Source organism: Gilvibacter sp. (assembly GCF_965601605.1).
Classification (GTDB): Bacteria; Bacteroidota; Bacteroidia; order Flavobacteriales; family Flavobacteriaceae; genus Gilvibacter.
Genome location: NZ_CBFCWJ010000032.1, coordinates 156352 through 169276, shown reverse-complemented (window position 1 = coordinate 169276; position 12925 = coordinate 156352). Strand labels below are relative to the sequence as shown.

Genomic DNA, 12925 nt, shown 5'->3' with positions numbered 1-12925 from the left:
CCTGCGATGCATTCTTTGAAAAATCTCCTATCCTCTGCGATGATACTCATGCTTTTTCTAAGCACGACTCCTGCTCATTCTCAAGCTGATTTTGAGCGCGTAGACGCGGTGATACAGCTCTATCCTAGACAGGCCGAATCTGTCGAGCAAATAGCGGGCTTTATCAATAGAGATTTTAATTCAGAAGCAGAAAAACTCAGAGCGATCTACGGCTGGATCATCAACAATATCGCCTATGATCCCAACGAATATAAAGCGCTGGACTACAGTTTCACAACGGTAACAGAGCGCAATAAAAAACAGGAAAAGTTTAGACAACAATTGATCAATCGTGTTATTGAAACCAGAGTTGCAGTTTGTGAAGGCTACGCTTTTTTATTTGAACGCCTCTGTGAACTCACCGGAGTCACCTCTTATTTGGTGCGTGGAGATTCTAAAGCTTCATTGACAGATATCGGACGTGAGTTCGATGTCAATCATATGTGGAATATAGCCTTGATTGACGGTACGGCCTATTTGTTCGACGCTACTTGGGGAGCCGGTCGCTATACCGATCGTTTTGAAAAGGATCCTACCTATCGATTTTTTCAATCGAATCCGCAGCAATTCATCTATACCCATTTCCCGCTCTTGGCAGAAGATCAATTACTTGCCCAACCATTAGACAGAACCACTTTTGAAACCATGCCCATAATTGTAGACGATTCCTTAGTACAGTACGACTCACTTTTACCTTCCACAGGAATTCTAAACAGTGGGGCGAGTTCCGGCAAATGGCAATTCCGCTTGCCCATACCTCAAGAGACTGCTTTGGGGATTAGTGTGGACGGTGCTTCCATGAGGCCCTTAGCTGCAAATTGGAATGCAGCAGATCAATGCTACGAGTTTGAGTTGGATATCCCTTTAGGAGCTCAATTTCTCATTGTACATTTTAACGAGCGCCCGGGTGTGGTGTATAAGATAGATTGAGATGCATATAGAGGCTTTTAGAGAATACTGTTTGACCAAAAAAGGGGTGACCGAGTCCTTCCCGTTTGATGAATCGACCTTGGTATTTAAAGTGATGGGGAAGATGTTTGCGCTTTCAGGTTTGGAACGCTTGCCCGCACAGGCCAATTTAAAATGCGATCCGGACAGAAGCGTTGAACTGCGTGCACAATACGATGGGCTTATCTTACCCGGTTACCACATGAGCAAATTGCATTGGAACACGGTGTTGATAGATGCTGGTCTGCCGCCAGAGTTGATCCGTGAGTTGATTGATCACTCCTACGAGCTCGTTGTAGCTAAGTTTAGTAAGAAGCTCCGTCAAGAGTGGGAATCACTTTGATCTTGCGGTAGCTTGAGGGAGACATGCCTTGGTATTTTTTAAACTGCCTGTTAAAGTTGGCCATGGAATTGTAACCGCTTTTTAGGGCGACTTCAGGCATGCTGAGCTCTAGCTCTTGAGTTAGCAGATTTCTAGCTGCTTCACAACGAATTTCATTTAGAAATTGCACATAAGACTTCCCGGTACGCTTTTTAAAGTATTTGCAAAAGGAAGAAGGTGTCAGCGCGATCTTATCGGCAATATCTGCCAAATAGATAGGCTCTTTGTAGTGATTCATGGTGTATTCAATGATCTGGCTCATGCGGTCAGAATCTTCTCCGCGGTAGTTGGGTCTTGTAGAACTTTCGCGAATGACCTGTACTTTTTGTCTACTCAATTTAGCAATCAGCGTCACAAACTGTTCGAATTTAGCTGCGGAGCTGAGGTGTTCCAAACCGTCCATGAGATTATAAACGCTCAGATCAACATCATTCAAAAACCAACCTGCCCAATCATCTTTAAAAGGCATTTGCAGTTGAGCGATCTCCGGAGTCAATTCGCAAAGCGCAGACCACCAGGACTCCAAAAAGAAGATGGATATTCGCTCAACAGCTTGACCGTCATTGGGTTCACTGCGAAACAAATGCGGTTTATCTCCTCGTACACAGATGAGGCTATATGGTTGAAACGGTACTAGGGTATTGCCGCAAAACAGTGTGCCGCTTCCGGAAAGGATCAGACTCAATTGAGTCTCCGGATGCTGGTGTAAATGACCGTAAAAGGCTGATTGACGGTCTCTTTGTACCGTTATCGAAGCCTTTTCAGACTTTGGAATTGTGAATGGAAGAACCTTAGAACCTCTCACTTATTGTCTTATAATTATATATATATTGTCAAAACTAGACAAAATAGTAGGAATAATGGAAAAATTATGCTGAGAGAATGCACAATTTGGGTTGTATTTTTGAGTCTATTAAAACCGATTTAATATGAAAGTAGCATGGCAGGGTGTGATGCCCGCAGTAACTACCAAATTCACCAAAAGTGATGAATTAGATCTTCCGCTATTTGCAAAAAACATTGAAGCTCAAGTAGCTGCAGGTGTCCACGGAATAGTACTTGGGGGCACTCTCGGAGAGGCGAGTACTTTATCAGTAGAAGAGAAGAGAACGCTAACTCGTTATACTTCAGAACTTGTCAATGGTAAAGTCCCGGTACTGATCAATATCGCAGAGCAAACAACCAAAGGAGCAGTTCTTGCTGCACAGCAAGCTCAGGAAGATGGCGCTAATGCCCTGATGATGTTACCGCCCATGCGCTATAAGGCAGGGCCTTTGGAGACGGTGGCTTACTTCAAGGCGGTGGCAAATAGCACGGACTTACCTATTATGGTGTATAACAACCCAGTAGATTACGCTATAGAGGTCACCTTGCCGATGTTTGAGTCCTTGTTGGAATGTGATAACATACAAGCGGTTAAAGAGTCCACGCGAGACATCTCCAATGTTACACGTATTAAGAATGCTTTCGGAGATCGATTAAAGATCATGACTGGTGTAGATACCTTGGCTTTAGAGAGTTTGCTTATGGGAGCTGATGGTTGGATCGCTGGTTTGGTTTGCGCTTTTCCAAAGGAAACAGTAGCGATCTATGAGTTGCAAAAACAAGGAAGGATTGATGAGGCCTTAGCCATCTATCGTTGGTTCTTACCGTTGCTGGAGTTGGATATTAACCCTAAATTAGTTCAGAACATTAAGTTGGCTGAGGTAGCGGTGGATCTAGGTTCAGAATGGGTGCGTGCCCCTCGATTGCCTTTGGCAGGAGCAGAGCGTGAACACGTACTTAATGTCATTAAAGAAGGTTTAGCCAATAGACCTACACTCCCTAATTATTAAGAGATGCTAGCGATCCGACCGACTTGCGAAAACTGCAATAAAAAGCTTCCAGTAGATGCTACTGATGCTATGATCTGCACTTTTGAGTGTACATTTTGTTTGGATTGTGTCAAAGGACCTTTAAGAGAGGTTTGTCCCAATTGTGGTGGCGGTTTGGTTCAAAGACCTATTCGGCCACAACATATGTTAAGTAAATATCCGGTGAGTGAACAGGTGATTCATAAACCCGTCGACTTAGAAGCACATTATCAAAAATATTTTAGCTGATGATAACAGGAAAAAGTTATATCGCCAGTGAGCCTAGCTCAAGTACTGGGAATACCTTCAAAACATTTGATCCGCAAAAAAATGCAGACAACCCTTGGGTCTTTACAGAAGCTACTCAGGCAGAGGTTGATGAAGCGGTTAATAAGGCTACGGAGGCTTTTGAATCTTTCCGTTCCAGCACTGGAGCGCAAAGAGCAGCGCTGCTCAACGCCATTGCTGATCAAATCATGAATCTGGGCGATACACTTATCGACACGTATTGCGCGGAATCTGGCTTGCCGGCAGGTCGTGCTCAAGGTGAACGCGGGCGTACGGTTTTTCAGCTCAGAACCTTTGCTGATTTAGTGGCCGATGGATCTTGGGTGGAAGCCAATATCGATACTGGAGATCCCGATCGAACTCCGGCGCCCAAACCCGATCTGCGCAAAATGAACATTCCCTTAGGTCCGGTGGCGGTCTTTGGGGCGAGTAATTTTCCATTGGCTTATTCTACAGCAGGAGGAGATACCGCAGCGGCTTTTGCAGCCGGTTGTCCGGTAATTGTAAAGTCTCACCCTATGCATGCTGGAACCGGGGAGTTAGTGGCTCAAGCCATCAGTACTGCCGTAAACCAAGTTGGGATGCACCCTGGGATTTTTTCCAACCTAAACAGCAGCGGTATAGAAGTAGGTACTCAATTGGTATCTCATCCTGGAATTAAAGCTGTTGGGTTTACTGGAAGTATAAAAGGCGGACGTGCTTTGTACGATCTCGCCGCAGCGAGAGAAGAACCCATTCCTGTCTTTGCGGAAATGGGAAGTATCAATCCTGTGGTAGCCTTACCTTCTGCCTTGTCAGAAGATGCTTTGGGCTGGGCTCAGAAATATGCGGGTTCTATTAATTTGGGTACGGGACAGTTTTGTACCAATCCCGGATTGATCTTAGGGATTGTTTCTGAAGAGTTTGAGGCTTTTGAACATCACCTGCAACAGGCCTTTGAAGATATTGCACCGCAATGCATGCTGCATCCAAAGATCAAACAAGCTTTTGATCACGGCAAACAACAGGCCGATGCCCAGGCGGGAACTACAACGGTAGTTGCAGAAGCAGCTGTGGACACTGCAAACTATGCCAGCCCAATGGTGCTACGAGTGAGCGGTGCTGAATTTTTAGCGAACGACAAACTTCACCACGAAGTGTTTGGTCCGTATTCTCTGTTGGTGAGTTGTGCTAGTAAAGAAGAACTTTTGGCAATTATCAAAAATCTTGAAGGACAGTTGACCGGAACCATTCTCGCCACGCAAAAAGACTTAAACGGGCAACAGGATTTAGTAAATGCCATGCAAAACCGAGTGGGCCGATTGATCTTTAACGGGGTGCCTACTGGAGTGGAGGTGTGTCCGTCTATGTTGCATGGCGGGCCTTATCCGGCTTCTACGGATTCTCGTTTTTCTGCTGTTGGAATACACAGTATTAAACGATGGGTTCGACCCTTTAGTTTTCAAGATTGGCCTGATGCTCAATTGCCACAAGAACTACAAAACGCAAATCCTTTGGGGATACATCGTCTGGTAAATAATAAATGGACTACAGATGGACTTTAGAAAGAGTTTAGTTGCGCTAAGTGCAATTGCATTTGCCTTTATGGCGAGCTGTTCCGATACCTCTTTGAGTAATTCGGAGCAACTGGAGGCGCTCATTGCCGCCCACGAAGGTTTTGACAGCTACGATAAAAAGAAATATCGCCTCGGACTGTATACTCCAGAGCGGTATCAAAAGGAGGCTGACTTTGCCGATTCTTTGCTCACTCAACTTGCAAAGCTAGATACCACTGGACTTTGCGATTCCGAAAAGATCTCCAAAGAGCTGCTGACCTTTGTTTTGAAAGACGATGTGGCCTTTAACGATTTTAAGCGCTATTTGAATCCCTTACTTTCGGATTCTGGCTTTCATTTGAATTTGAATTATCGGGTAAGACCATTAAACAGTTACGCCGCTGTAATCAACTATTTGCATGTGCTCAATGCCATTCCAGACTATGTTGACCAGCATTTCGCCAATCTGAGAGAAGGCATCGCAACTGGGCAAGTGCAGGCCGCAGTGATTTTTGAAGGCTATGAATCCACCTATGATGATCACATTGTTTTGGATTTTAAAGACAGTTTTTTCTATTCTCCATTTAAACAACTGCCTTCCAGTTTAACAGAGGCTCAAAAGGATTCTGTTTTAGTGGCTGCACAGGAAGCCGTTTCCAAAAACGTGATTCCGCAGTTTATGAGAATCAAGCAGTTCTTTGAAGAGGAATATTACCCAAACGCCCGCCAAGATATTGGTGTTTCCAGTGTGCCTGGAGGTGCAGAGCAATATCAAGATCGGATAAACTTTTACACTACTTCTGAGCAGTATACGGCACAAGACATTCACGAGATTGGCCTAGCGGAAGTAGCTCGGATCAAGGCGCGTATGCAAGAGATCATTGAGGAGTTAAACTTCAAAGGTTCTTTTGCTGATTTTTTACGTTTCCTAAGGACTGATCCGCAGTTTTATGCCAAGACTCCGGAGGAGCTTTTAATGATTGCTCGCGATATGGCCAAACGCGCCGATGAGCAATTGCCAAGGTTTTTCAAAACCTTACCAAGAAAGCCTTACGGAGTCGCTCCCGTACCGGATGCCATCGCTCCAAAATACACAGGAGGTCGTTATGTAGGGACTTCTAAAAACAGTACAGATCCTGGTTATTACTGGGTTAACACCTATGATTTACCCAGCCGAACCCTATACACCTTACCCGCCCTTACGGTGCATGAAGCTGTTCCTGGACATCATTTACAAGGGGCTCTAAACAATGAATTGGGAGATAGTATTCCGCAGTTTAGAAAGAACCTTTACCTCTCCGCATACGGCGAGGGTTGGGGATTGTATTCGGAATATTTAGCGGCAGAGATGGGCATGTATACTACTCCCTATGAGGAATTCGGTCAACTCACCTATGAAATGTGGCGCGCTTGTCGTTTAGTAGTAGACACAGGGATCCATGCTCTAGGTTGGACGCGCGATGAAGTTGTGGATTATATGGCGAGCAATACCGCGCTTTCCATCCACGAAGTCAACACAGAAACCGATAGATACATCTCTTGGCCAGGACAGGCTTTGTCTTATAAAATTGGAGAATTGAAGATCAGAGAACTCAGAAAGAAGGCGGAGGAGGAATTGGGAGCAGATTTTGACATCCGCGATTTTCATGAGGTGATCTTAGGACAAGGAACAGTGACCTTGGATATTCTAGAACAACGAATCAACAGCTACATTGAGCGCAACAAAGAACAATAACGTTTTTAAGTGCATTGACGGGCATACCTGCGGGAATCCGGTTCGGGTGGTCACAACAGGTCATCCTGATTTAAAGGGAGCAACCATGGCTGAAAAGCGTTTGCACTTTTTAGAGGAATTTGATTGGATCAGAACAGGATTGATGTTCGAGCCGCGCGGGCATGACATGATGAGTGGTAGTTTTTTATACCCGCCTGCAGATGCTCAGAACGATTGCGGCGTGCTTTTTATTGAGACCTCGGGTTGTTTGCCCATGTGTGGCCACGGAACTATAGGTACGGTCACCATTGCCATTGAAGCAGGTCTTATTCAACCTAAGAACCCAGGACAATTGCGGCTAGAAACGCCAGCAGGTTTGGTCAAGGTTAATTATCACCAAGAAGGCGACAAGGTCAAATGGGTTCAAATTCAAAACGTACCGAGTTTTCTCGCTGGGGAAGGACTTACCATTGATTGTCCTGATTTAGGAACTCTCAAGGTAGACGTAGCCTATGGAGGGAACTTCTACGCCATTGTAGATCCGCAAGAGAACTTTAGCGGCCTACAACATTTTACCGCTGGGCAGATCATTGCCTATTCACAGGTAGTTCGCAAACGCCTCAATGAAAAGTATCCGGATAAGTTTGTGCATCCTGAGGATCCAAATATCAATGGGATTTCGCATATGCAATGGACAGGAGCAACCCTTAACGAGACTTCACACGGACGCAATGCGGTTTTTTATGGCGATAAGGCCATAGACCGATCTCCCTGTGGAACGGGATCCTCTGCACGCTTGGCACAATTGCACGCTCAAGGCAAATTGAAAGAGCAAGAAGAATTTATACACGAGAGCTTTATTGGCTCTACCTTTAATTGTAAAATAATTGGGACTACCACAGTTGGTGATTTTGAGGCTATATTGCCTCAAATTCAAGGCTGGGCAAAGGTATACGGTCAGAATACCATCAGCATTGACCCAGAGGATGATCCCTATGCACATGGATTTCAAGTAATATGAGTAAAGAAGTTCTGGTAATTGGAGGAGGAATTGTAGGCCTTTGCTGTGCCTACTATTTAAAACAAGAAGGCCACGAGGTCCGCGTGATCGATAAATCAGCTATGGATCATGGAGCCTCTTATGTCAACGCTGGTTATTTGACCCCGAGTCATATCATTCCTTTGGCTGCTCCGGGAGTCATGAAAAAGGGGTTGAAGTGGATGTTCAATTCCGCAAGTCCTTTGTATATCAAACCGCGTTTAGATGCTAATTTTATTAAGTGGACGCTGGCTTTTAATCGTTCGTGTTCACAGGCTAATGTGGATCGATCTGTTCGTGCGATCCGCGACATCAATCTGTTGAGTAGAGAATTGTTCCCAGAACTAAAAGCAAAGGAAGACTTTCAGTTTCAATTGGAACGCAAAGGCTTGATCATGCTTTGTCAAACGCAAAAGATGTTAGATGCGGAATTGGCCGTGGCCGATCTGGCCGCACAAGAAGGATTGGAGGTCGCGCCAGTGACCCGAGAAGAGATTATTGCCATGGAACCCGACGTAAAAATTGATACCATTGGCGGAGTTCATTTTGGATGCGACGGACATACTACACCCAATCAACTAATGGCAGAACTCAAGCAGCGCCTGCCACAGATGGGCGTAAAGATTCAAACGGAAGAAGCTGTGGAGCGTTTGGAAACCAATGGCCAAAAGATTCAAAAGGTCATCACTGACCAAGGTGAATATCAACCCGATGAAGTGGTTTTAGCCTCTGGAAGTTGGAGTGCGCAATTAGCGCGTAGTTTAGGAGTCCCAATGCTTTTGGAAGCGGGTAAAGGCTACCGCATAAATTCTACCCAAGATCTCGGAATCAATATGCCAGCCATTCTCTGCGAATCCAAAGTAGCCGTTACGCCTATGCACGGTTTTACGCGTTTTGCGGGTACTATGGAAATTGCTGGGATCAACCATAAAATAAGACCTGAACGGGTCAACGCCATCGCTGCGGCAGCGACAAAATACTATCCAGAAGTACATATCACTGATGCTGAGAAAAAAGGAGCTGCTTGCGGGTTGCGTCCAGTTTCACCAGATGGAATGGCCTATATTGGTCGTACAGCTAAGTTTGGTAACCTCGCCATTGCAACGGGTCACGCCATGATGGGATGGAGTATGGGTCCCGCAACAGGGAAATTGATCGCAGAATTGCTCTCAGACAAACCCACTTCTATGGACTTAAGTCCATTCAATCCCGACAGGAAGTTTTAAGGATCGTAACGCATATTGATCAAATGCGGTTTAAAGCCTGACTTTTCGTAGGCTTTGATTGCAGCCTCATTTACATCATAAACATCCAGACGGATCTCAGTGATACCTTGCTCTTTGCACCAAGCAATTAAGGCTTCGGTCACTACGCCGTTGTAGCCATTACCGCGGTGCTTTTCAGGAACGAACATAAAGCCCAAATAGCCGTAGTGAGTATGCTTTAAATACCTCCGATCTTCCAGAATCTTTGCATAGCCGGAGGCAACGATCTCCTCATCTATAGTTGCCACTAGAAGTGTGGAGTTAGGGCCATCAATTAAGGGTTTGAAGGCGTAATAACTTGTTGTATCCGGACGGATGGTCGGATCCATAGGTAACTCTGCAGCAATGAGTCCCATTTTGAACTCTTGCAACACCTTTAGATCATCATAAGTGGCCTTGCGAATCGTAGGAGTCATTTAACAGGACATATCGGCAACGATCTTCCATTGCCCATTGATCTTTCTAAAAACCACCAAAAATACCCCATTGGCATCACCAACATCGCGCGAAAGATAGAACCTGCCCATAACGGTGTAAGAATCAGTTCCCGCAGGGCTCACATCATCAATAGTAAACTTCAATACGCCGGTATGCTCAGCTGTTGGATAACTTTTTTGATAGCGCTCTAAGGTAGCTTGCCACCCTTTCACCAAGCCGCCACTGCCGTAGAATTTAAGGGAATCGCTTTTCCAATAGCCTTCCATAAAACCTTCCAGGTCATGGTTGGACCACGCTTTGGATTGATCTGCCATTACTTTTAAAATAGCCGTTTTATCTTGTTCTTGCTGCGATTGAGCAAACTGCTGTTGACTCAAAAAGAGCAAACAAACTACTGTGATGAGGTGCTTAAGCTTCATAGTGTTGCATTTTATCTTCGGTTAATACTTTAGTAAGATAGTGTAAAAGTTGTTCTGCATTGTGACGACTAAATACCATGGGCGGTTTGATCTTGATCACATTATCATCTGGGCCATCTACAGACATTAAAAAACCGAAGTATTTCATACGGTTAGCCAGGTATTTGGCTTGTTCGGTTAGTGGATTTCGATGGGCATCACAAAGCTCAAAACCTAAAAAGAAACCTTTCCCACGTACGTCTGCAATGATTGGGAATTGTGTTTGTAACGCTTTCAGGCCGTTTACTAAAAATTGACCGGTATCGAGCGCATTGTTCATGAGCTTTTCTTTATGAATAACCTCCAACACAGCTTTGCCGACAGCTGCAGAGACCGGGTTGCCGCCAAAGGTATTGAAGAACTCCATGCCGTTATTAAAAGCTTCGGCCACCTCCGCAGTACAAACCACTGCAGCCAACGGATGTCCATTGCCAATGGGTTTGCCGATGGTAACAATGTCTGGGACAACTCCGTACTGTTCAAAGCCCCAAAAGCTATCACCCATTCTGCCCATGCCTACCTGAACTTCATCAGCAATACAAATACCACCAGCGGCTCTAACTAGCTTATAAACCTCAGGCAAATAGCCCTCAGGCAATGGAATTTGTCCCCCACAACTCAAAACGGATTCCAACAAGAGCCCGCCTATTTTGATGTCTCGCTCTTGCAGACTTTGTATTTGCTTTTGCAAATCCTTGACGTAATCTGCCGCTGCATTTAGACCTCTATGTTTTCCTCTAAAGGTGTCGGGTCGGTCAAAGACGTGAGTGGTCTCAGGAGGCTCATATCCACCTTTACGGTCAAATTTATAATGGCTCAGGTCCACACAAGTACGGGTGTTGCCGTGGTATCCACTTTCAGACACCAACATATGCCTAGAACCTGTGACAGCTTCAACCATACGCAAGGCAAGCTCGTTTGCCTCACTGCCCGAATTCACAAAATGCACCACGCTTAATTTGTCTGGAAAGGTCTTTAAGAAGGCTTCGGCAAATTCCACCACGTTCTTATGCAAATAGCGGGTGTTGGTGTTTAGCGCGGCAATCTGCTGTTGCGCAGCTTTAACCACATGAGGATGCTCATGCCCAACATGAGCTACATTGTTCACTGTGTCAATGTACTTGCGTCCCCAAGAATCCACCAGATAGACACCTTGCCCTCTAACAATGTGCAAGGGCTCTTGATAGGAAAGACTCATGCCGTGTCCCAAGCTCTTTTTGCGTTTTTGTTGGATTTGATTCGGACTTAATTCAGTCTGAGGTTCTAGTTCTGGATCTTGGAAAAACAAATTCGGATCAGGACATAGATCTTGCCAGATCTCGCGCTGATGTGCGTAGCAAACTCCGGGAAAATCCTCTGTATAATCTAACAGATCCAGCATAAATTGATAATGCAGGTGTGGTGACCAGCTCCCGTTTTCATGAGCTGCTCCTAGTTGACCAACCAATCCGCCAGCTTCAATGATGTCGCCCAATTGATGAGCCAAGGCTGTTTCTGGTATCAAATGTCCGTAGAGGGTATAAAACTCTAAACCAGCTTCTTGATGCTTTAAGACCACCAAACCGCCGTATTCTTTATTGCCTTGATCATTCACTGCAATGACTACTTCTCCCTTATGGAGGGTATGGACCGGCGTTTTCGCAGGCAACCAAAAATCGACTCCCAAATGCACTGTTCTGCTTTGAGCACCGTAGTTACCGACAGTGTCGTAGGCAGGGTCTGTGTATAGCGGGCGAGGTTCTTGATAACCGCCGGCAATGATCTGTTCAGGATGCTTTTTTTGCAGCTGATCAATTTTGAATTCAAACAGCTCCAAGTCATTGAACTCAGACTGGGTCCCGATCCAAAGGCTGGACACGCTTAAATCCAAATGCAATGCCTTTTTAAAAGTTGTGGTTGAGAATACAGTATCAAATTCTGCCTTGTTGGCGTTTGCCCATTGCTTAAAGGCAGTGGTTTTTGGATGCGCTGAATAACCGCAGGCTTTTCTGAAACTGTAATGTGCAAAGCGCGGATGTACTTGACTCCAAAGTTTTAAACTTTCCCATACCGCTTTTTGACTGACCTGTAAATAGGTGTTTTCTGGTTGTGCAATTGCATTGCGCTTTCCGTGAACTGCGCTCAAAACCAAACGCATGCCAATAAGGGTGTAAAGATGGGCAAGTTCTGCTTCTTGTAGCGGAAAGAATTCTTGAATCCCTTTCAGAAATGGGGTCAACGCGTCCAACGGATCTGGGAATCCGCTGATCAAATAAGCTCCGCAGACTGCGACCTCATTGATGCTTTGACCGTAGCTGGCATCGCCAAAATCAATGATCCCGTTAATTTGACTTCCGTCATTAGCAACAAGGATATTATTGTCGTTAAGATCGTTGTGAATCCACTGCTTTCTTAAAGTATTATAGGCAGTAGATTCTAATTTGAATCGATCGATAAAGAACTGAAGCAGTTTTTGTTCTGCCGAATCAAATAAATCTAAATGTGCTACGGTCCAGTGAGAAGAATTCAATTCCCAAGTCGGATTCAAGCTTTCCCCTTTTTCCTTGTACAAGCTAAGTGCATTGAGTAATTGACCGGTGAGCTGGCCAAGTTCTTGCCGCAATTTTTCTGCATGCGGATTGATCCCAGACCACAGCTTTCCATCAATCCAGGAAATGATCCGTAAGGAGCGTCTGTGGTTATCAAAGCTCCCATAAGTATGCAATTCCCCTGTTTGTGTTGCGATTACCTTAGGAACCTTTAGCCCTTGGTTTGATAAGAATTCAAGTAAGGGTTGTTCAAAGCTGGCGCTGTCTTGTTCTTGGTTTGTTGGGCCTAGTTTTACGAGGAATTTTTCACCCGAGCTAGTCGTAAATTTATAATTTAGAGTAAATTCGCCATAGAGCAGTTCTAGACTGCCTTCCAAGTGATATTCGTTCTTTATTATTCTGTGCAATTCTGTAAATGCAGCTGGAGTCATGGGCGAC

General features: G+C 45.0%; 12 protein-coding genes. 8 read left to right on the top strand and 4 right to left on the bottom strand.

Annotated elements, in window-relative coordinates; translation table 11 throughout:
* Positions 1–15 precede the first annotated feature (15 nt).
* Together ACSLP7_RS09150 and ACSLP7_RS09145 are read left to right on the top strand one after the other, a co-directional pair.
* Positions 16–969 carry a transglutaminase domain-containing protein gene (locus ACSLP7_RS09150; protein ID WP_435579012.1) on the top strand — a complete coding sequence of 318 codons (954 nt, stop codon included), beginning with the start codon at positions 16–18 and terminating at the stop codon, positions 967–969.
* 1 nt (position 970) lies between these two features.
* Positions 971–1330 carry an MmcQ/YjbR family DNA-binding protein gene (locus ACSLP7_RS09145; RefSeq protein ID WP_291186497.1) on the top strand — a complete coding sequence of 120 codons (360 nt, stop codon included), beginning with the start codon at positions 971–973 and terminating at the stop codon, positions 1328–1330.
* On the opposite strand, the gene ACSLP7_RS09140 is transcribed toward ACSLP7_RS09145, so the two are convergent.
* Positions 1293–2174 carry a helix-turn-helix domain-containing protein gene (locus ACSLP7_RS09140; protein ID WP_435579011.1) on the bottom strand — a complete coding sequence of 294 codons (882 nt, stop codon included), beginning with the start codon at positions 2172–2174 and terminating at the stop codon, positions 1293–1295. The two genes, ACSLP7_RS09145 and ACSLP7_RS09140, sit on opposite strands and share 38 nt — an antisense overlap.
* Positions 2175–2298: 124 nt before the next feature.
* Here ACSLP7_RS09140 and ACSLP7_RS09135 point away from each other — a divergent pair, with 124 nt between their 5' ends.
* The 6 genes from ACSLP7_RS09135 to ACSLP7_RS09110 are packed head-to-tail and all read left to right on the top strand — an operon-like array spanning position 2299 to position 9024.
* Positions 2299–3204 carry a dihydrodipicolinate synthase family protein gene (locus tag ACSLP7_RS09135; protein WP_435579010.1) on the top strand — a complete coding sequence of 302 codons (906 nt, stop codon included), beginning with the start codon at positions 2299–2301 and terminating at the stop codon, positions 3202–3204.
* Between the two features lie 3 nt (positions 3205–3207).
* Complete coding sequence (locus ACSLP7_RS09130; RefSeq protein WP_435579009.1) at positions 3208–3471, top strand: DUF1272 domain-containing protein; 264 nt, start codon at positions 3208–3210, stop codon at positions 3469–3471.
* Positions 3471–5054 (top strand): aldehyde dehydrogenase (NADP(+)), encoded by a 1584-nt coding sequence (locus tag ACSLP7_RS09125; RefSeq protein ID WP_435579008.1) that lies wholly within the window; start codon positions 3471–3473, stop codon positions 5052–5054. The genes ACSLP7_RS09130 and ACSLP7_RS09125 overlap by 1 nt, the downstream gene beginning before the upstream one ends.
* The gene (locus ACSLP7_RS09120) at positions 5044–6780 is read left to right on the top strand and encodes a DUF885 domain-containing protein (RefSeq protein ID WP_435579006.1); all 1737 of its coding nucleotides are present in this window, start codon (positions 5044–5046) and stop codon (positions 6778–6780) included. Before ACSLP7_RS09125 ends, ACSLP7_RS09120 begins: the two co-directional genes overlap by 11 nt.
* Positions 6758–7780: a 4-hydroxyproline epimerase gene (locus ACSLP7_RS09115; protein WP_435579004.1), complete on the top strand. Its 1023-nt coding sequence runs from the start codon at positions 6758–6760 to the stop codon at positions 7778–7780. The genes ACSLP7_RS09120 and ACSLP7_RS09115 overlap by 23 nt, the downstream gene beginning before the upstream one ends.
* Positions 7777–9024 (top strand): NAD(P)/FAD-dependent oxidoreductase, encoded by a 1248-nt coding sequence (locus ACSLP7_RS09110; RefSeq protein ID WP_435579003.1) that lies wholly within the window; start codon positions 7777–7779, stop codon positions 9022–9024. The genes ACSLP7_RS09115 and ACSLP7_RS09110 overlap by 4 nt, the downstream gene beginning before the upstream one ends.
* On the opposite strand, the gene ACSLP7_RS09105 is transcribed toward ACSLP7_RS09110, so the two are convergent.
* Genes ACSLP7_RS09105 through ACSLP7_RS09095 form a run of 3 tightly spaced genes read right to left on the bottom strand, consistent with a single transcriptional unit; the run spans position 9021 to position 12918 of the window.
* Positions 9021–9479, bottom strand: coding sequence for a GNAT family N-acetyltransferase (locus ACSLP7_RS09105; protein ID WP_435579002.1), 459 nt, complete (start codon positions 9477–9479; stop codon positions 9021–9023). The two genes, ACSLP7_RS09110 and ACSLP7_RS09105, sit on opposite strands and share 4 nt — an antisense overlap.
* On the bottom strand, positions 9480–9920 hold the full coding sequence (locus tag ACSLP7_RS09100) for a YybH family protein (RefSeq protein WP_435579001.1): 441 nt from the start codon (positions 9918–9920) through the stop codon (positions 9480–9482).
* Positions 9910–12918: an aminotransferase class III-fold pyridoxal phosphate-dependent enzyme gene (locus ACSLP7_RS09095; RefSeq protein ID WP_435579000.1), complete on the bottom strand. Its 3009-nt coding sequence runs from the start codon at positions 12916–12918 to the stop codon at positions 9910–9912. Before ACSLP7_RS09095 ends, ACSLP7_RS09100 begins: the two co-directional genes overlap by 11 nt.
* Positions 12919–12925: the final 7 nt, after the last annotated feature.